23 protein-coding genes are annotated in these 17,314 nt (G+C 24.9%); 14 read left to right on the top strand and 9 right to left on the bottom strand.

Going from position 1 to position 17,314, the window contains the following annotated elements:
• Nucleotides 1-30: 30 nt before the first annotated feature.
• From AMRN_RS06245 to AMRN_RS06200, 10 genes are all read left to right on the top strand, one after another.
• A complete protein-coding gene (locus AMRN_RS06245; protein ID WP_099312475.1) occupies nt 31-1,272 on the top strand; it encodes a putative DNA modification/repair radical SAM protein in 1,242 nt (413 codons plus the stop codon).
• Complete coding sequence (locus AMRN_RS06240; RefSeq protein WP_099312476.1) at nt 1,269-2,000, top strand: TIGR03915 family putative DNA repair protein; 732 nt, start codon at nt 1,269-1,271, stop codon at nt 1,998-2,000. Before AMRN_RS06245 ends, AMRN_RS06240 begins: the two co-directional genes overlap by 4 nt.
• 369 nt (nt 2,001-2,369) lie before the next feature.
• Complete coding sequence (locus tag AMRN_RS06235) at nt 2,370-2,882, top strand: lipocalin family protein (RefSeq protein ID WP_099312477.1); 513 nt, start codon at nt 2,370-2,372, stop codon at nt 2,880-2,882.
• 2 nt (nt 2,883-2,884) lie between these two features.
• Nucleotides 2,885-3,172, top strand: a complete 288-nt coding sequence (locus AMRN_RS06230; RefSeq protein ID WP_099312478.1) for a TIGR03643 family protein — start codon at nt 2,885-2,887, stop codon at nt 3,170-3,172.
• A gap of 67 nt (nt 3,173-3,239) precedes the next feature.
• Nucleotides 3,240-3,503: an Hsp70 family protein gene (locus AMRN_RS06225; protein ID WP_079578925.1), complete on the top strand. Its 264-nt coding sequence runs from the start codon at nt 3,240-3,242 to the stop codon at nt 3,501-3,503.
• Nucleotides 3,504-3,766: 263 nt separating this feature from the next.
• On the top strand, nt 3,767-5,056 hold the full coding sequence (locus AMRN_RS06220) for an ABC1 kinase family protein (RefSeq protein ID WP_237673294.1): 1,290 nt from the start codon (nt 3,767-3,769) through the stop codon (nt 5,054-5,056).
• 120 nt (nt 5,057-5,176) lie between these two features.
• On the top strand, nt 5,177-5,575 hold the full coding sequence (locus tag AMRN_RS06215) for a PAS domain-containing protein (RefSeq protein ID WP_099312482.1): 399 nt from the start codon (nt 5,177-5,179) through the stop codon (nt 5,573-5,575).
• A gap of 9 nt (nt 5,576-5,584) precedes the next feature.
• Nucleotides 5,585-8,110 (top strand): methyl-accepting chemotaxis protein, encoded by a 2,526-nt coding sequence (locus AMRN_RS06210; RefSeq protein ID WP_099312484.1) that lies wholly within the window; start codon nt 5,585-5,587, stop codon nt 8,108-8,110.
• A gap of 82 nt (nt 8,111-8,192) precedes the next feature.
• Nucleotides 8,193-9,095 carry an NAD(P)-binding protein gene (locus AMRN_RS06205; protein WP_099312486.1) on the top strand — a complete coding sequence of 301 codons (903 nt, stop codon included), beginning with the start codon at nt 8,193-8,195 and terminating at the stop codon, nt 9,093-9,095.
• Between the two features lie 150 nt (nt 9,096-9,245).
• Nucleotides 9,246-10,166 carry a 3',5'-cyclic-nucleotide phosphodiesterase gene (locus AMRN_RS06200; protein ID WP_099312488.1) on the top strand — a complete coding sequence of 307 codons (921 nt, stop codon included), beginning with the start codon at nt 9,246-9,248 and terminating at the stop codon, nt 10,164-10,166.
• Between the two features lie 15 nt (nt 10,167-10,181).
• Here AMRN_RS06200 and AMRN_RS06195 read toward each other — a convergent pair whose 3' ends face one another.
• From AMRN_RS06195 to AMRN_RS06185, 3 genes are read right to left on the bottom strand one after another with little or no spacing between them, the layout of a single operon-like run.
• Nucleotides 10,182-10,787 (bottom strand): NAD(P)H-dependent oxidoreductase, encoded by a 606-nt coding sequence (locus tag AMRN_RS06195; protein ID WP_409454864.1) that lies wholly within the window; start codon nt 10,785-10,787, stop codon nt 10,182-10,184.
• A 36-nt stretch (nt 10,788-10,823) separates the two neighbouring features.
• Nucleotides 10,824-11,120: a putative quinol monooxygenase gene (locus AMRN_RS06190; RefSeq protein ID WP_099312490.1), complete on the bottom strand. Its 297-nt coding sequence runs from the start codon at nt 11,118-11,120 to the stop codon at nt 10,824-10,826.
• Nucleotides 11,121-11,128: 8 nt separating this feature from the next.
• The gene (locus AMRN_RS06185; RefSeq protein WP_099312492.1) at nt 11,129-11,719 is read right to left on the bottom strand and encodes an NAD(P)H-dependent oxidoreductase; all 591 of its coding nucleotides are present in this window, start codon (nt 11,717-11,719) and stop codon (nt 11,129-11,131) included.
• Nucleotides 11,720-11,845: 126 nt separating this feature from the next.
• Here AMRN_RS06185 and AMRN_RS06180 point away from each other — a divergent pair, with 126 nt between their 5' ends.
• Together AMRN_RS06180 and AMRN_RS06175 are read left to right on the top strand one after the other, a co-directional pair.
• Complete coding sequence (locus tag AMRN_RS06180) at nt 11,846-12,193, top strand: winged helix-turn-helix transcriptional regulator (protein ID WP_099344664.1); 348 nt, start codon at nt 11,846-11,848, stop codon at nt 12,191-12,193.
• A gap of 8 nt (nt 12,194-12,201) precedes the next feature.
• The gene (locus tag AMRN_RS06175) at nt 12,202-13,101 is read left to right on the top strand and encodes an AEC family transporter (protein ID WP_118897380.1); all 900 of its coding nucleotides are present in this window, start codon (nt 12,202-12,204) and stop codon (nt 13,099-13,101) included.
• Here the strand turns inward: AMRN_RS06175 and AMRN_RS06170 are convergent.
• Nucleotides 13,098-13,649, bottom strand: a complete 552-nt coding sequence (locus AMRN_RS06170) for an HPP family protein (RefSeq protein ID WP_196777503.1) — start codon at nt 13,647-13,649, stop codon at nt 13,098-13,100. The two genes, AMRN_RS06175 and AMRN_RS06170, sit on opposite strands and share 4 nt — an antisense overlap.
• A 161-nt stretch (nt 13,650-13,810) precedes the next feature.
• Here AMRN_RS06170 and AMRN_RS06165 point away from each other — a divergent pair, with 161 nt between their 5' ends.
• Nucleotides 13,811-14,062 (top strand): DUF2116 family Zn-ribbon domain-containing protein, encoded by a 252-nt coding sequence (locus AMRN_RS06165; RefSeq protein ID WP_099312658.1) that lies wholly within the window; start codon nt 13,811-13,813, stop codon nt 14,060-14,062.
• Nucleotides 14,063-14,254: 192 nt separating this feature from the next.
• Nucleotides 14,255-14,989 carry a thioredoxin fold domain-containing protein gene (locus AMRN_RS06160; protein ID WP_099312656.1) on the top strand — a complete coding sequence of 245 codons (735 nt, stop codon included), beginning with the start codon at nt 14,255-14,257 and terminating at the stop codon, nt 14,987-14,989.
• Nucleotides 14,990-15,035: 46 nt separating this feature from the next.
• On the opposite strand, the gene AMRN_RS06155 is transcribed toward AMRN_RS06160, so the two are convergent.
• From AMRN_RS06155 to AMRN_RS06135, 5 genes are all read right to left on the bottom strand, one after another.
• Nucleotides 15,036-15,434 (bottom strand): hypothetical protein, encoded by a 399-nt coding sequence (locus tag AMRN_RS06155; RefSeq protein WP_099312654.1) that lies wholly within the window; start codon nt 15,432-15,434, stop codon nt 15,036-15,038.
• A gap of 72 nt (nt 15,435-15,506) precedes the next feature.
• Nucleotides 15,507-15,731 carry a DUF2798 domain-containing protein gene (locus AMRN_RS06150; RefSeq protein WP_099312652.1) on the bottom strand — a complete coding sequence of 75 codons (225 nt, stop codon included), beginning with the start codon at nt 15,729-15,731 and terminating at the stop codon, nt 15,507-15,509.
• On the bottom strand, nt 15,721-16,095 hold the full coding sequence (locus AMRN_RS06145; RefSeq protein WP_099312650.1) for a carboxymuconolactone decarboxylase family protein: 375 nt from the start codon (nt 16,093-16,095) through the stop codon (nt 15,721-15,723). Before AMRN_RS06145 ends, AMRN_RS06150 begins: the two co-directional genes overlap by 11 nt.
• On the bottom strand, nt 16,092-16,385 hold the full coding sequence (locus AMRN_RS06140) for a putative quinol monooxygenase (RefSeq protein ID WP_099312648.1): 294 nt from the start codon (nt 16,383-16,385) through the stop codon (nt 16,092-16,094). The genes AMRN_RS06145 and AMRN_RS06140 overlap by 4 nt, the downstream gene beginning before the upstream one ends.
• 71 nt (nt 16,386-16,456) lie before the next feature.
• Nucleotides 16,457-17,311, bottom strand: coding sequence for a helix-turn-helix domain-containing protein (locus AMRN_RS06135; protein WP_099312646.1), 855 nt, complete (start codon nt 17,309-17,311; stop codon nt 16,457-16,459).
• Nucleotides 17,312-17,314 lie beyond the last annotated feature (3 nt).

The following is a 17,314-nucleotide window of genomic DNA, read 5'->3' as shown; positions in this document are numbered from 1 at the left end:
AATTTTTTTTTAATCATATAAAATACTATTATGAGAAAAGATATATATGAAAAGATGCAAATATTAGCCAATAGTGCTAAATATGATGTTAGTTGTAGCTCTAGTGGAAGTGAAAATAATCATAAAACAGGAGAACTTGGAGCAACCCATAATAGCAGTATTTGCCATACTTTTACAGCAGATGGAAGATGTGTATCATTACTTAAAGTACTTCTTACAAACTTTTGTATTTATGATTGTGCTTATTGCATAAATAGAAAAAGCAATGACATAAAAAGAGCTGCATTTTCTCCTAGAGAACTTGCTGATATTACAATCAACTTCTATAAAAGAAATTATATTGAGGGTCTTTTTCTAAGTTCAGGAATAATTGACAATGAAGACCATACAATGGTTTTGATATTAAGAACACTCAAAATATTAAGATATGAGTATCATTTCAATGGTTATATCCATGTGAAATTAATACCTGGAACTGATGATAGACTTATTGATGAAGTAGTAGCATTGGCAAATAGAGTAAGTTCAAATATAGAGCTTCCAAGTGACAAATCACTAAAACTACTTGCACCAAATAAAACCAAAGAAAAAATACTACAACCTCTTAAACATGCAAGAGATAAAAGTTTAGAAAATGATACAAAACCAATAGGTATGAGTACTCAACTAATTATTGGTGCAACACCTGAAAATGACAAAGATATTTTAAAACTAAGCTCAGTTTTATATGATAAGGCTTTATTAAAAAGAGTTTATTATAGTGCTTATATTCCTGTAAATGATGATAGAAATCTTCCAGCAATCGTAAATAAACCTCCTTTACTTAGAGAACATAGATTGTATCAAGCAGATTGGCTTTTAAGATTTTATGATTTTTCTTATGATGAAATAGTAAGTGAAGAGTTCCCAAATCTTGATGAAGAACTTGACCCTAAAACTTCTTGGGCACTGCATAACTTAAGTTATTTTCCAATGGAAATAAATAAAGTAAGTAAAGATGAACTTCTTAGAATTCCAGGTATTGGTGTTCGAGGTGTATTTAAAATACTAAAAGCTAGGAAATTTAAAAGTTTAGATTTTGAAGATTTGAAAAAACTGAAAATATCAATTAAAAGAGCTCAATATTTTATAACTTGTAAGGGTAAATATTGTGCTAAAGTATCCTTTTGTAGTGACACCATAAAACAAGCAATTATAGAACCACCTAAAAAAAGAGTTATTCAACCCTCACTGTTTGACATAGATTATAGTGCAATTACGGGGGAATTATGATTTTAATTTATGATAAAACTTTTGAGGGATTTTTAACTTTAGTTTATGATGTTTATTATGAAAAACTAAAACCAAACTCAATATTTAAACAAAAACCAAATAAGTTGATACTTGAAGAAATAAAGCAAATACAAACCAATGAAATAAAAGCTACAAAAGTTCTTGAAGCTATAAAAAATAAGTTTTCAAAAAAAGCTTTTCAAACTATTTTAAATATTTTCATGTGTGATAATGATGATTTTGAAGTAGACTTATTAAACTTTATAATCATAGGTTTTAAAGATAAAAATGAACTTTTTAATATTAACAATAGTTCAATCTTTTATATACAAAATCTTGAAAAACAACTATTTAGAGCAAATCATAAGATGAGCGGTTTTTTAAGATTTGAAGAACTTGAAGATAATACTTTATATGCAAAACTTGAAAGTAGATTTAACCTTTGTTATTTTTTAGGAAAACACTTTTATAAAAGATTAAACAATCAAAACTATATAATCCATGATATAAATAGAAAACTTGCATTTATTAAAGATGGAACTTCTATAAAAGTAGAAAATATTGCTTCATTTGAAGAACCAAACTTATCAGAAGATGAAGAAAAGTTCAAAAGATTATGGAATAGCTTCTTTGAAGCTGTAAGTATAGAATCAAGAAAAAATGAGAAGCTACAAAGAGATCTTGTTCCTTTACTTTATAGAACTTATATGACAGAATTTGAAAACTAAAGTTTGACTTTAAAATTATATTGATAATCATTATTAACTATATATAAAGTTTATCTTTTATATTATTTTATAGTTTAATAAAATATTTACTAAATTAACTTATTAAGTTACATAAAATGTATACTAATAATTTCAATGTTTTATTAAAATTATAAACAATTAAAAAAAAGGATTAAAAATGCAAAATATGCCACAAATTTTAATGATTATTGGTTCACTTTCAGTAGTGAGTTTAGTTTCTTCACTGTTTTTTTTAAAAAAATAAATAAAGGATAAGCAATGGAAAATTTAATTCAACTTTCAATTTTATCAGTAACTTGGATTGCGGCGCATTTTAATATTTTATTGATTTTACAATAAAGTGTTTACATGATTAGAAATATTTTATTTATTATTGTAGTATTTATTTTTACTGGATGTTTTACAAAGCATCCAGATTTAAAAACTGTAAATAGTGTAAATCTAAACAAGTACTTAGGAACATGGTATGAGATTGCAAGATATGAGCATTTTTTTGAAAAAGGGTGTAAAAATGTTACTGCAAATTATAGTTTAAATGATGATAATACTTTAAAAGTAGTAAATAAGTGTACTAAAATAGATACAAATAAAAAAAGCAGTGCAACTGGCATAGCTTATGCTACAAATGAATCTAATAGTAAATTAAAAGTGAGTTTTTTTAGACCCTTTTATGGTGATTATTGGATTTTGATGCTTGATGATTCTTATAAATATGCAGTCGTAGGAACTCCTTCAAGAGAGTATTTATGGATTTTATCAAGAACATCAAAACTAGACAAAAATACTTTAAATAGAATTTTAGAAAAACTTCCAAAATTAGGTTTTGCTACAAATAAATTAATTTGGACTATACAAGAGTAATTATGAAAAAAAGAAAAATTGACAAAATATTTCTAAGAAAAAAAACTCTTGATAAAAATATGCAAGAGCATGATTTAAATAGACTTGTTGAAATGGCATGGCAAGATAGAACAACCTTTGATGCTATTTATTTACAATATGGATTAACAGAAAACCAAGTAAAAAATAAGATGAGAAAATTAATTAGTAAAAAAGCTTATAATAGATGGAGAAAAAGAGTACAAAATAAAACTACCAAACACAAAAAAAAGCTTTATCATAAGCCAGATAGGTTTCAAGGTCCTTGGTGATTATTTGACAAAATTTTCATACTAATAATTCAAATAAGCTGATATAATAAAATAAAAAGGAAGAAAGATGTTAAAAGAGTTAATTTATACAGGAATTGGAGCTACTGCACTTTTAAAAGATAAAGTTGAAGATGAATTGAAAAAATTAGAGGAAAAAGGTAAGATAGATAAAGGTGATATAAAAGGTTTTATTGAGTCTTTGGAAAAAAAAGGTAAAGAGCATGATGAAGAGTTCAAAGAACAACTTAAAAAGAGTATCAAAGAAGCTATCAGTGAATTAGGCCTTGTTACAAAAGATGATTTAGAACAACTCAAAAAGGAATTAAAATAATAGCTTTTTTTAAAAACATTAATCTTTACTCTCATAAAAGAGTTTATAAAGTCTTTAGATTTTTACTCACAACTTATCTTGTGATTAAGAAAAAAGATAGCTTTTTAGGACTAAAACCTCTTGCTCCTAAAGAGTTTAAACATACTATTATTGACTTGGAAGCAAGTTTTATTAAACTTGCACAAGTTTTAGCTACAAGAGCTGATTTTTTTAGTCAAGAATACCTTCATGAATTAAAAGAGTTACATGATAAACTTCCTTCAATGCCCAAAAAAGATTTTGAAGTAGTTTTTAAAAGAGCCTTTGTAAATGATGATTTTACAGAGTTTAATAATGAGCCTATTGCTTCTGCTTCTATTGGTCAAGTTCATATAGCTTATTTAAAAAGTGGAGAGAAAGTTGCAGTAAAATTAAGAAGAGAAGGAATAAAACAAAGAGTTCTTGCTGATATTAAAATAATTAATTTTTTTAACTTTATATTTAAACCTTTATTTTCACACTATACAAAAAACTCAATTGAATCTGTTATAAAAGAGTTTTCTTCAATGATTGTTCAAGAAGTAAGTCTAAATAATGAACTTCAAAATTTAAAAAAATTTTCAAATACTTATAAAGATAGTAAAATAAAATTTCCAAAACCTTATGAAGAGTTTTCAAGCGATGATGCTTTGGTTATGAGTTTTGAAGAAGGTTTTAGATTTGATGATAAAGAAACTATTTTAAAAAATGATATAAATTTTAATGAAATCATTGCTAATTTAGTTAGTTTTTATACTGAACAGATGCTTATTAAAGGTTATTTTCATGCTGATCCTCACCCTGGAAATTTACTAATAACAAAGGATAGTGAAATAATTCTTTTAGATTTTGGAATGGTAAAAACAGTACCAAATGATACAAGAATTGCTATAATTGAGCTTATAAAAGCTGCAAATGAACAAGATTATGAATTATATATAAGTGCTAGTAAAAGACTTGGAACAATAGCATATGAAGCCCCTACTTCTGAACTTGCAGTATTTACAAGTAAAATGTTTGAAATTTTTTCAAACAATAATTTAGATAGTGAATCTATGCAAAAGTTAGCATTTGAAGTACTTGAGGGTACAAGAGATTTACCTTTTAAACTTCCAAGTGATGCAATTTATATCTTAAGAGTTAGTGCAATTATTGAAGGTTTAGGAACTACATATATTGAAAATTTTAATGGAATAAAAGATATATTGCCAATTTTACAAGAAAATTTACCAAAAGCACTAGGAGCTAAGGATTCCATTGTCGAAACATTAATAGATGAAATTAAAGACATTCCTTTTACTATAAAAGACTTCAAATCTACTTTAAAACAAGCAAGTGAAGGTGAGTTAAAAGTTGAAGTATCAAAAAATCAGCTAGACTTTTTAAAAAAGGAATTACACTCTTACTTTAAGCCTTATATAATATCAATTTCTTTTATGATTACTTCCATTTTCATGCTATTAGTTGACAAAGATTTAAAAGAGATTGCAATAATATTATTTACTCTTTCTTTAATAAGAATTTTATATAAATAGTTAATTTTTTTATGAGTTAAGGATAATTTTATGGTAAGATAATAAAAGTAATTAATTTATTAAGATAATTATTCTAGTTAAATTAATAAAATATCTTTATATTAGTGAAAAGGGTATTATATGAATTCAAACAACAATGAATTAGAAATTGAACTTAATATCAAATCTTTTTTAGTTTCTGAAACTAATGAAGAAGGTGTAATAAAGTTTGCAAATGATGAGTTTTGTAAGTTTTCGGAATACTCCTTGGATGAATTAATAGGACAACATCACAATATTGTACGACATCCAGATATGCCTGAAAAAGCCTTTGATGAGCTTTGGAGCACTGTAAAATCAGGTAAAAGATGGAAAGGTTTTGTAAAAAACAAATCAAAAACTGGTAAATACTATTGGGTATATGCAACAGTATACCCCTTTACTTCATGTGATGGCTCAACTGGTTACATTTCTTGTAGAAGAAAAGCCTCAAAAGATGAAATTGAAAAATACTCAAAAATTTACAAAACTATGAAGTAAAGGATTTTTATGAAATTTAAAGACTTATCTATAAAAACAAAATTAAGTATTCTTGTTTTGATTCCAATGTTTTTTATTATAGTTTTAGGAGCTTCTTTTATTTATCAAGAATATGAATATAAGCAAGAGTACAGCACTTTAAAACAAATAGTCAAAATTGATTCAGATATTTCACTTGTTATTCATGAATTACAAAAAGAAAGAGGCATGTTTGTCTCTTATTTAAGTAGTAAGGGTAAGAATTTCAAAAATGAAATAACAAATCAAATACAAAATAGTGATGAAAAAATAGATATTTTAAAAAATAGTTATCAAACATTAAATAAAGATTCTGTTGACAATAAAAACCTTAATCTATTTGAAGAATTTTTCAATAAACTAACTAATATAAAAAACAAAAGAAATCTTGCAAAAAACATGCAAATATCAACAAAAGAAGTACTTGACTATTATTCAAAGTTAAACTCTATTTTACTTGATTTTATTGCTAGAAGTTCTGCAATATCAAAAAATTCACAAATGACAAGACAAATACTTGCTTATTACAATTTTCTCATGGCTAAAGAAAAAGCAGGAATTGAAAGAGCAGTTGGTTCAAAAACTTTATTAGAAGGTACTTTTAACGAAAGAATGTTTAGTAAATTTACAAGTTTAATCTCTACACAAAATAGTTACATGAATGAATTTGAAATTTACTCAAAAAAAGAAAATCTCTCTTATGTCAAGCAAGCTTTAAATGATTCATCAATAAACAAAGTACAAGATATTAGAGATATTTTAATACATTCACAAGATAAATTAAAATATATTATTTCTATTGAAGAAATAATAGGTTTTGAAGGAATAATTCACAATATTAAAAATTATGAGTTAACTAAAAATATATCTTATAAAAACAAAATAGAAAGTGGGATAAATGATCTTGAAGCTTTAATTAAAGAGTATAAAAATGATTTTGAAATATCAAAAAGAGAGACTAATCTTTTAAATACTATACAAAATAGGTTTTCAAATTACTCTATTTTGTCACAAAACTCTAAAGATAGTAGTTTAGATAATCAAAAAGTTGTTAATGCAATAAAAGAGTTAAAAACAAAACAGTTTGATATTGAAACTACATATTGGTTTGATACAATAACTAAAAAAATAGAAATACTTAAAAATATCGATGACTATTTATCAAATGATTTATTTTTATTTGTAAATAAAAAATATGAAGAAGTATCTTTTGGATTTTATAAAAATCTAATTTTGCTTATTATCGTTATATTATTTATTTCAATTTTAGCTATTTATATTTTCTCAAATATTTCAAAATCATCAAAAAGTATTTATGAAGGTATTGAGCGATTTATGAAATTTATAAATAGAGAAATAAATGAAATAGAAGATATAAAAGTTTATGGAAATGATGAATTTGGGAAAATAGCAATAATGGCAAATAAAAATATGAAACGAATAAATAATGATTTAGAAGAAGATATGCTTTGTGTTGCTGAGGCTGTACTTGTATTAAATAAAATGAGACAAGGATATTTTAACTATAGAATAAAATCAACTGCTGCAAATCCTCAAATTCAAACATTTGTATATTCTGTTAATAAAAGTTTAGATATACAATCTTCAATTTTTGAAGATATATTGCAAACATTAGAAAAATATACACATTATGATTACACTCAAAACTTAAAAGACGTAGATGTAAAAGGCGACTTAGATAAACTTCTAAAAGGAATAAATAGTTTAAAAAATTCTATTACACAAATGCTAGTTAATAATCAAGATATAGGGTGGACTTTAAAAGATAGCTCAGATACACTTTTAATTAATGTAGACAATTTAAACAAGTCATCAAATGATGCAGCTGTAAAACTTGAAGAGACTGTAGCAGCAGTTGATGAAATAAGTGGAAATATCTCTGCTACTAACTCTTATGTGAAAGAGATGTCACAAAATGCCAAAGTTTTATCTAATTCTTCAAATGAAGGAAAAGAACTTGCAAATAAAACAACAAAATCTATGGAAGAGATAAATACTCAAGTTGAAGGTATTAAAGAAGCTATTACTTTAATTGATCAAATATCATTTCAAACAAATATTCTAAGCTTAAACGCAGCAGTAGAAGCTGCAACTGCTGGAGAAGCAGGTAAAGGCTTTGCCATTGTTGCACAAGAAGTTAGAAGCTTAGCAAGTAGAAGTGCTGAGGCTGCAAATAAAATTAAACAAATCGTAGAAACTGCAACTGAAAAATCAATGGAAGGTAAAAAAATAGCCTTTTCTATGATTGAGGGATATAATAGCCTTAATGAAAATGTACAAAAAACTGTATCAATTATAGAAAATATTCAAACTGCATCAGCAGAACAAACTGAAGGAATAAGTCAAATAAATGATGGCTTAAATAGTCTTGATAAGCAAACACAAGAGAATGCTAGTGTTGCAAGTCAAACTCATGATATTGCAATAGAAGCATCTTCTATTGCAAAAGATGTTGTTAAAAACGTAAAAAAGAATAACTTCATTGGTAAAAAATAATAGAACTAAGTTCATTTTAAAACACACAAATTATATACAAAAAACCTTTTTTAAGTGATAAACTTAAATAAAAAGGTTTTTTATGAATATTGCAATAATAGGTGCAGGATTTAGTGGATGTTTGTTATACAATAAACTCATAAAAGAAAATCACAAAATTACTATTTTTGAAAAATCAAGAGGAACAGGTGGAAGGTTAAGTACAAAATATATAAATGATAAATTTTGTGACCATGGAACACCATACTTTGAAGCAAAAAATCAAATTTTTATTGATTTTTGTAATAAATTAGTTAAACAAAAAATATTAAAAAAATATAAAACTGTTTATATACCAACAAATGGAATAAATAAAGTTTGCTCTTCTTTAATAGATAAAAAAGATTTAAAAACAAAAGTAAAAATAACAACTTGTAAATATGAAAATGAAAAATGGACTTTGATTGATAATCAAAATAATGTTTATAAAGATTTTGATATTTTACTTATTACAATTCCTGCTGTTCAAATTTTGGAGTTAAATATAAATTTAAATGAAAAAATAAAACAAGAGTTATCATCTATAAAATATGATAGTATTTTTACTTTGATTTTACATAAGCAAAAAAATTTACCACTTCATAAGGGATTAAAAAATATCAATTTATTTAAAAAAATTATTGATAATTCAAAGAAATATAACTATGATAATTTTAGTAGTTTTGTATTACATACAAATGAATATTTCTCTACAAAACACAATGAAAAAACAAAAGAAGAATTAGAAAAAAAAGTAATTAAAAAACTCAAAAAACTTAATATTGAAATTGATAAAGATTTTATAATTTTGCCTCACTTATGGAAATATGCATTTGCAAAAAATCATCTCAAAAAAGATTTTATTTTTGATAAAAAACAATTCCTTGGTATATGTGGAGATTACTTTTATAGTAAAAATATTGAAGCATCTTTTTTAAGTTCTACAAAATTAGCAGGTAATATATAATATACATTTCTTAAATACAGTTTGTATAATAAGTTTATTTTTATTACACTTTGTAGTTTTCTTAATAGTAATAAAACTATACAAAAGTATAATAAACTTATTATCACGTAAAGTTAGTTATAATATTTTAGTTTTTAAATAAGGTGTGAAATGCTAGAAAAAAGTATTAGGATTCTTGGGGCTTATGGAGGCAAAGGTGTTGATATAAATAACACCAGTATTCAAATAGATAAACACACTACAATTGATGCAGGAAATATATTAAAAGGGATAGGAAAAGATGCTAAATATATTAATAAAATATTTCTAACACACTCCCATCTTGACCATATTGTTGATATTCCTTTTTTAATAGATTCGTTTTTTGAAAATAGAGAAATACCTATTAAAATTTATGCTTTAAAAGAAACAATAATCCATCTAAAAAAACATCTTTTTAATTGGGATATTTGGCCAGACTTTTCACAAATAAATCTTATAAATAAAAAACTTAAAGCAATAGAATTCATTGAAATAAAAGTAAATAAAACAATGAAATTTGATGACTTTTCCATTAAAGCAATTAAGACAAATCATACAATTTCTAGTTGTGGATATGTAATAAAAAAGAAAAATAATGCAATATTCTTTACAGCAGATACGTATAAATGTAATACTATTTGGGAAGAATTAAATCTTAATAAATCTATAAAAACCTTAATAATTGATGTTTCATTTCCCTCACGTCTTTCAAATATTGCTAAAAAAAGTAACCATTTAACATTAAAAGATTTACTAAAAGAATTAGAAAAATTAAAAAGAGATGATGTTTGCATATATATAAATCATCTTAAGCCATCTTATGTAAAAGAGATAAAAAAAGAAGTTGAAGAGTTAAATAGTAAATACAATATTCAATTGTTAAATGATGGTGATATTTTGAATTTGGAAACTACAAAAAAAGAACAAAGTTTAATCTATGAAAATAGTACAAAATATCATTTGAAAAAAATATTTGAAAATATTACTAGTAAAGAAGATTTTGATAAAATAATACAAAAAGTTCAAAAAGAGAAAGAAAAAATAAAATAAAAGAGAAATTCTCTTTTATTTTACGAATTCAACTACTTCATCAAAGCTTAGTCTTAACTGATCAGATTGTTCATTTAATCTATATCCAAAAGGTAAAACCATAGCCACTTGATATTTTGTAGTATCAAGTTCTAATATTTGTTCTAATTTATCTTTTTCGAACCCTTCAATAGGACAAGAATCAATTCCAATAGCAGCAGCTGCTGTCATCATATTTCCCACAGCAATATAAGTCTGTCTTGAAGTCCATTCATAAATATTTTTATCACTACTTAAAGTATCTTTTAGATGATTTGCATAAAGATTTATATAAAAATCTTTTTTCTCTTGTGGCATTGGTCTTCTTCCAAATCTTTTTTCAGGTACACCACTTTCAACTTTAACATCTTCAATTTTTGCTAAGACAATTACTAAATCACTGCATGATGTAATTTGAACTTGATTCCAACAAGTAGGTCTAATTTTTTCTTTTAATTCTTGATTTTGCACAACTAAAAATTTCCAAGGCTCCATTCCAAATGATGAAGGTGATTTTCTAGCCACTTCTAAAATAAAATTTAAATCCTCTTCTGGTATTTTTTTTGTATCATCAAAAACCTTACAAGCATGTCTAAAATCCATTGCTTTAAAAAACTCTTCTTTAATCACTTTATCTCCTTATATTGATAGTTTTTCTAATTTATTAATTTGTACACTTTCAAGTTTACCCTCAATATTTACTAAAAACTCTTTAAAATGAGATTTATTTTCATGTATTTTCAAATCCTCTTTACTTTCCCAAGTTTCTATAAATGTATAAGTATTTTCTTCTTCTATATCTTTATGTAAATCATATTTTATACAACCACTATCATTTGCATGTGTTTGTTTATGAAGCTTTGTAAGTTCATTGAAAACTTCTTTTTCAAACTCTGGTTTTATTTTGATTTTTGCAATTACTATAATATTTTCCATTTTTTGTCCTATAAAAAATTTTTTATTAGTATATCTTCAAATTTCTTTAATTCACTATTTATATCTAAATCCGTTTTAAATATATCATGAATCGCATAAGTCTCAAGTGGTTTTGCACCACAAAACTGAAAAGTTTTATGTACTGCAATATTTGCTTCATCAAGAGATAAACCATCAAAAAAACCATCTTTATTGCTAAATTCACTGCTTGGACAATTGTAAGTTAGTGAAAGCATATATTTTTTATCTGTCATCAATCCACCACTACCATATTTTTTACTACTATCACTTCTACTTCTTCCATCATTTATAAATGTAACTGTTTTATTTCCACCTGAAAACATCTCATCCATGTACTTTTTAGTAAGCCATGGAACACCCATCCAATAAACTGGATATTGAAATAAAATATAATCTGCCCATTTAAACTTCTCTAATTCTTCTTTTATATTATAATCACTCTCTACGATACTATGTTTTACCTCAAAATTATTATTTTCAAAAAAACTTTGTGCTTTATTTATAAAAGTTTGTGTTAATTTTCCCTCAGCAATCTCTTCATATTTTTGATGTCCATTTATAATAAGTACATTTTTCATAAATTCTCCTAATGTATTTTGAAAATTATATATTTTATAAACTTAATTTACTCTTACTTTACTTTAGGTAAGTAAAGATGTTTAATATACTTTATGTTATAATTTCAGTCTTTAAAGGATTAAATAATGTATTTTACAAATAATAAAGAGTACAAATGCTCAATAGCGACTACTCTTAGTATAAAGAAAGTAACTATTATCTGGTACTTACTAGATAATAAAATATTTAAAGACTTAAATGAAGATATTGAAAAAATAACAAAAAAAACTCTAATTTTAAAACTAAAAAAAATAGAAGAAAACATTATAACTAGAGAATTTTTCCAAAAAATTGTTTACTTTTTGACACAAAAAAGAAAACAATTTAAATCCACATTAATAGAGATGTACAAATGGGGTATTAAATATATTGAAAATTATAATAAATTAGCAAAAAAGAATAACTCTCTTGCAAAATTTAAAATCACAAGATAGTAAATAAAATGGAAAATTTCGTTTTAATTATTATTGCTATACTTATTGGATATGCTCTTCAAAAATTTAAAATCTTTTCTCAAGAGACTCCAATAATTTTAAACCAATATATTATATATATCTCATTACCTGCAATAATTTTATTGCAAGTACCAAAATTAAACATCTCAATTGATATTATTATTCCTGCAATTATAGCATGGTTTGTTATGCTTTTAAGTGCAGGATTAGTATTACTTTTTTCTAAATACTTCAAATGGTCTAAAGAAATAACAGGTTCTTTGCTCTTAGTAGCAGTTTTATCAAATAGTTCAATTGCTGGTATTCCTTTATTAAATACCTACATAGGAGAAAAAGCTATTCCTTATGTAATTATTTATGATCAATTAGGAACATTTATAGCACTTGCAACTTATGGAACATTAATTACAGCTTTATATTCAAATAATAAAGGAACAACTCCTAGAATTATTGTTCAAAAAGTAATTACTTTTCCACCTTTTATGTCGCTTATTGTTGCATTTTGTTTTTTAGGTGTAGAGTTTCCACCTTTATTAACTAGTATATTAAAAGACTTCTCTTACACTCTTATTCCAGTTGCTTTAGTAGCAGTTGGGTTACAACTAAAATTTAAAATGCCAAAATCAGATTTACAACCTTTAAGTATTGCACTTTTAATCAAACTAATTATTGGACCAATAATTGCATATTTTGTAGCAGTACTATTTGGTTGGCAACACACTTTAGCTAGTGATGTATCAATATTAGAAGCTGGTATGTCACCTATGATAACAGCAGGTGCAATAGCAGCAATGGTAGGTCTTGCACCAAGACTTAGTACTGCTATTGTTGGTTATGGTATAGTTGTATCTTTTTTAACTACATATGTAATTTCAAGGATACTTTAAATCCAATAAGTTGGATAATGCCTTTTTTCATTTTGCGATAGGTTATTTACAAATAGTGCTACAAGGAGCATTAGTAATGCACCTATTGCAATTGGAGTAAAAGGGTATAACCACCCTAAATCTTGAATTTGGCTACTTCCTATTACATAAATAAGTGCTGTTGCTCCACCTGGAGGATGCATGGTACAACTATAATGCATAAGTAATATAGACAAAGAGACACTAAGAGCACATAATATTTCTAAAGAAAGAACTCCTAAAAAAACTTTTACAATACAAACAGAGACTAATGCAGATAAAATATGCCCACCAATTAAATTTCGTGGTTGTGAAAAAGGTGCTTGTGGTGCGCCATATACAAGTACAGCAGAAGCTCCAAAAGAACCAAGTAGAAAAAAGCTATCTTCAATAGAGAACCATTTTCCAAATATAGCAATAAAATATATTCCTAAAAATGAACCAATAAACGACCATAAGATTTTGCTTATTGGTTTTCTTGATTCTCTTTTTGATTTTGATTTCATTCTATGAAAATATTTTTGAATCATATACAAGCCTCTAAAATTTTTAAGATTTTAAACAAAAAAATGAAATATTTGTATGATTTATATCAAAACTAATTAATTATTCTAATATTTAGCTGGCAACTTAGTTGCATTTAAAGTTTATTTGTTATACTCCAAATTTTAAAATACAAAAAAGGATATTTATGTCTAATCATTGTCCCTACTGTCAAAAGAAAATATCAATAAGTAAAGTCTTTTGTTCAAGAGATTGTAAAGACAATTATTTTCAAATGGTAGCAATTCAAATACCAAAACCTTTTATTAAAAGAATCTTTGTATTTTGCGATAAAGAGCAAAGAGAAAAAGAAATTTCTAATTTTGCAAGAAGACATGGTTGGAAAGAGAGTTTAATAAGAAACAAAATTGAAAAACTTAAAGAAGAGTACGGATACTAGCTTCAAATATATTAACTAATAGAACTCTTCTTTTTAAAATCTTTAGCTCTTAATTTTGTTGTAATGCAACTAATATATACATAATTATTGCCAAATATTTATCATAAATTATTAATTATTCTTATTCTTTTACACAATCTAAACAAACTTTGTGTATCATACACAGATAAATTTTATATAATAGGAACTTATATGACAAAAATCTTAAAATTAAGTTTATTAGTGTTTTCTTTTCTTAGTGTGCTAAATGCTTATGAGCCAAAAGAAGTTACAAAAGAAGAGATAAAACAAATCAATAACTTGAATCTTCTACAAAAAGCAGATATTAAAGTTAGTAAAGCTTTTGATATGGGTAGTATTTATATACTTGATTCAATAATTCAAGGAAAACCTCAAGAATTATTTTTAACAAAAGATAAAAAAGTTCTAATTGCGGGAAATGTAATGGATGTAAATAGTGGTGATGCTATTACTTTACCTGTTGATTTATCAAATACAATTGGGAAAGAAGCTTTAACTTATGGAAGCGGAAAAGATGAGTATGTATTATTTACTGATCCTGAATGTCCATATTGTAAAAAACTTGAATCATTTTTTCCAAAACTTGAAAAACATGTAAAAATTAGAGTATTTTTCTTCCCATTAAGTTTTCATAATAATGCAAGAGATTTATCTATATATTTTATGAGTAAAAAAACAAATGAAGAAAAAATCAAAGCTATGTTAAATACAAATGCTGATTCAAAAGAGTTTAAAAATAGAAAAATCTCAAAAGATGAGTTAGCAAAACTTGAAAAGAGTTTAGAAGAACAGATGATTATTGCTCAAAAATTAAATATAAGAGGAACACCTACTCTTTTTAATAAAGATGGCAAAAAACTTGTTTGGGTAGAATTGTTGAAAAAATACAATATTGACTTACAATAAAATAAACCACATTTTGTGGTTTATTTTATAAGTATTTCATCAAAACTTAATGTCTTGAACCTATATCTTTATCCTCATCTTTTCCTGATAACATTTGTGTTAATTCATCACACTTTACTAATAAATTATTTTTAATTACAAATTGTGCTATAACTTTTACTTTTACTATACTTTCATCTTTTTTAACAGCTGTTACTATGTGATTTGTAAAAACATTTTCACCATCTTGTGCAATAGCCAAAAAATTAACATCTAAAGAATCTATAACTTCTTTTTGCTTTTTCATATGACTTATAAAGCCATCATAATCTAAAGTATTACCATCTACATTTTGTATATAATCAGAAGAGATATATTTTTCTATAATTTTAGTATCTACATTAGAAGCACCTAATACTTCTGAAAATATTTTTTTTATAAGCTCTTTTTTTTCATTTTTTTCCATAAAACTCCTTTTGTTAGATTATTATACCATGTAATAATAATATAAATAAACTTGAAACATAAAATTACTACTTTAATATTTTATAATTTTTTTCATTATCTTTCTAACGAAAGGAATTATAAAAATAACAGAAAAAAAAGCTACTATCCATGCTTTCCACCAAGCATTTAACAAAAGTAATAAAAACTCATTTGTAAATCCTAAGTTTATAATTATTAAAATAGCAGAAATAATAAATGACATAAACATAGTTACTAGAAAACTAAAAATATAAAATTCATATCTTTTATCTATCATTATTAAATATTTCCTTCATTGCAAATAAACCATTTAGAGCACAAGGAAAGCCACCATAAACTGACATTTGTATTATAATCTCAACAATTTCTTCTTTTGTACACCCCACATTTAATCCTGCATGAATATGTACTTTTAATTGTTCTGTAGCGTTACCCATCACAGTAAGTGCAGCAATAGTTGCAATTTCTCTTGATTTTAAATCTAACTTCTCTCTTGAATAAATATCTCCAAAAGGAAACTCAATAAGTAAATCTGCAAACTCTGGAGCAATATCCTTTAATGACTCAATTACTTTTTCCCCTGCACTACCATCTACTTCTTTTAACTTTTCCCAACCTTTGTTATATCTTTCTGATTTCATTTTATCTTCTTCATTTTTATTACATCAGTCTCTTTTTCCTGATAATCTTTTAAATTTGCAATTGCTTTTAAAGTATAATCATAGGTAAAGTGCTTTGTTATAGATAACTCATCTCTCCATTGCTCATATAGATATAATTTTTTCTTTTCAAAATCTTCATATAAATTAAATTCTATACACCCCACTTCTTTTCTTGTATTATCAATAATTGATTTTATTATCTCACTTACTTTTTCAAAACTATCCTTTTTAGGATGTAATGTAGCGAAAATAAATACTATAGTTTTCATATAATCTCCTTTTAGATTTAGAAGATTATAAAAGAATTTAGAAAAATAAGGTATAAGAAAAGTTTCTTTTTTTATAAGTTTTGTTCCCTATAAAGTAAAGGGGTAGTTTTATAATATTTTTTAAATTGTATGATAAACCATGAAACACTTGAATATCCACATGAAGTTGCTATTTGAGATACACTTTTTTGAGTATTTTTAAGAAGTGCTTTAGCAAGAGAAAGTCTTTTTTCATCTAGCCACTCTTTTGGATTTTGATTATATAATCTAATCATCTCTTTTCTTAAGGCTTTTGAATTAAGCCTAGTAAGTTTGCACATATCATCAACACTATTTATAATATCAAGGTTTTCTTCTAAAATATATTTTGTTCTTGAAGATTTTGTTTGTATAATTTTATTTAAAAAAGCACTAAATCTTTCTTTATCTTTCGAAAGAGAATATAAAAACAATTCATCTAGTTTTAGTTTTACTAAATCAAGGCTATTATTTATACTAGTTTGGAAAAATTGATTTACAATATTCACACAATTATTTATGAAATGATCTCTATTTAATACTAAAACATCTTTTTTTTCAATTGTATCTAAGATAATATTATATTTTTTAATAAAATTAAATACATATTCATCATCAAAAAATATCAATATAGATTCAAAATTATTTTTATCTCCAGTTATTTCACTCATGAAATAACTAGATTGTGATAAATAGAGTATATCTGTACTATTAATTGTAATATCACTATTTTTAAGATGTAAAATTTTACTACCATTTACTAGCAAAATAACCAAATGCATACTATTTCTCAAAGACATCATATCTTTTTTGTAAATAGATGATTTTGAGGCAATAACAGAGTCGTCATTTATTATTTGGTATAAGTGCTTATTTTCAAATATATAATTAGGTAAGGTAATAATCATCTA

The sequence above is a fragment of the Malaciobacter marinus genome (genome assembly GCF_003544855.1).
GTDB lineage: Bacteria > Campylobacterota > Campylobacteria > Campylobacterales > Arcobacteraceae > Malaciobacter > Malaciobacter marinus.
Note: the sequence above shows the minus strand (reverse complement) of the source record. Positions and strands in the feature narration are given on the sequence as shown.

Bases quoted from the DNA above. Each gene is read 5' to 3' on its own strand.
- AMRN_RS06215 (WP_099312482.1), top strand. From the start codon at position 5,177: ATGAATTCAAACAACAATGAATTAGAAATTGAACTTAATATCAAATCT.
- AMRN_RS06245 (WP_099312475.1), top strand. From the start codon at position 31: ATGAGAAAAGATATATATGAAAAGATGCAAATATTAGCCAATAGTGCT.
- AMRN_RS06230 (WP_099312478.1), top strand. From the start codon at position 2,885: ATGAAAAAAAGAAAAATTGACAAAATATTTCTAAGAAAAAAAACTCTT.
- AMRN_RS06185 (WP_099312492.1), bottom strand. From the start codon at position 11,719: ATGAAAAATGTACTTATTATAAATGGACATCAAAAATATGAAGAGATT.
- AMRN_RS06140 (WP_099312648.1), bottom strand. From the start codon at position 16,385: ATGAAAACTATAGTATTTATTTTCGCTACATTACATCCTAAAAAGGAT.
- AMRN_RS06135 (WP_099312646.1), bottom strand. From the start codon at position 17,311: ATGATTATTACCTTACCTAATTATATATTTGAAAATAAGCACTTATAC.
- AMRN_RS06165 (WP_099312658.1), top strand. From the start codon at position 13,811: ATGTCTAATCATTGTCCCTACTGTCAAAAGAAAATATCAATAAGTAAA.
- AMRN_RS06195 (WP_409454864.1), bottom strand. From the start codon at position 10,787: ATGGATTTTAGACATGCTTGTAAGGTTTTTGATGATACAAAAAAAATA.
- AMRN_RS06190 (WP_099312490.1), bottom strand. From the start codon at position 11,120: ATGGAAAATATTATAGTAATTGCAAAAATCAAAATAAAACCAGAGTTT.
- AMRN_RS06200 (WP_099312488.1), top strand. From the start codon at position 9,246: ATGCTAGAAAAAAGTATTAGGATTCTTGGGGCTTATGGAGGCAAAGGT.
- AMRN_RS06145 (WP_099312650.1), bottom strand. From the start codon at position 16,095: ATGAAATCAGAAAGATATAACAAAGGTTGGGAAAAGTTAAAAGAAGTA.
- AMRN_RS06235 (WP_099312477.1), top strand. From the start codon at position 2,370: ATGATTAGAAATATTTTATTTATTATTGTAGTATTTATTTTTACTGGA.
- AMRN_RS06220 (WP_237673294.1), top strand. From the start codon at position 3,767: ATGCCCAAAAAAGATTTTGAAGTAGTTTTTAAAAGAGCCTTTGTAAAT.
- AMRN_RS06210 (WP_099312484.1), top strand. From the start codon at position 5,585: ATGAAATTTAAAGACTTATCTATAAAAACAAAATTAAGTATTCTTGTT.
- AMRN_RS06170 (WP_196777503.1), bottom strand. From the start codon at position 13,649: ATGATTCAAAAATATTTTCATAGAATGAAATCAAAATCAAAAAGAGAA.
- AMRN_RS06205 (WP_099312486.1), top strand. From the start codon at position 8,193: ATGAATATTGCAATAATAGGTGCAGGATTTAGTGGATGTTTGTTATAC.
- AMRN_RS06150 (WP_099312652.1), bottom strand. From the start codon at position 15,731: ATGATAGATAAAAGATATGAATTTTATATTTTTAGTTTTCTAGTAACT.
- AMRN_RS06160 (WP_099312656.1), top strand. From the start codon at position 14,255: ATGACAAAAATCTTAAAATTAAGTTTATTAGTGTTTTCTTTTCTTAGT.
- AMRN_RS06175 (WP_118897380.1), top strand. From the start codon at position 12,202: ATGGAAAATTTCGTTTTAATTATTATTGCTATACTTATTGGATATGCT.
- AMRN_RS06240 (WP_099312476.1), top strand. From the start codon at position 1,269: ATGATTTTAATTTATGATAAAACTTTTGAGGGATTTTTAACTTTAGTT.
- AMRN_RS06225 (WP_079578925.1), top strand. From the start codon at position 3,240: ATGTTAAAAGAGTTAATTTATACAGGAATTGGAGCTACTGCACTTTTA.
- AMRN_RS06180 (WP_099344664.1), top strand. From the start codon at position 11,846: ATGTATTTTACAAATAATAAAGAGTACAAATGCTCAATAGCGACTACT.
- AMRN_RS06155 (WP_099312654.1), bottom strand. From the start codon at position 15,434: ATGGAAAAAAATGAAAAAAAAGAGCTTATAAAAAAAATATTTTCAGAA.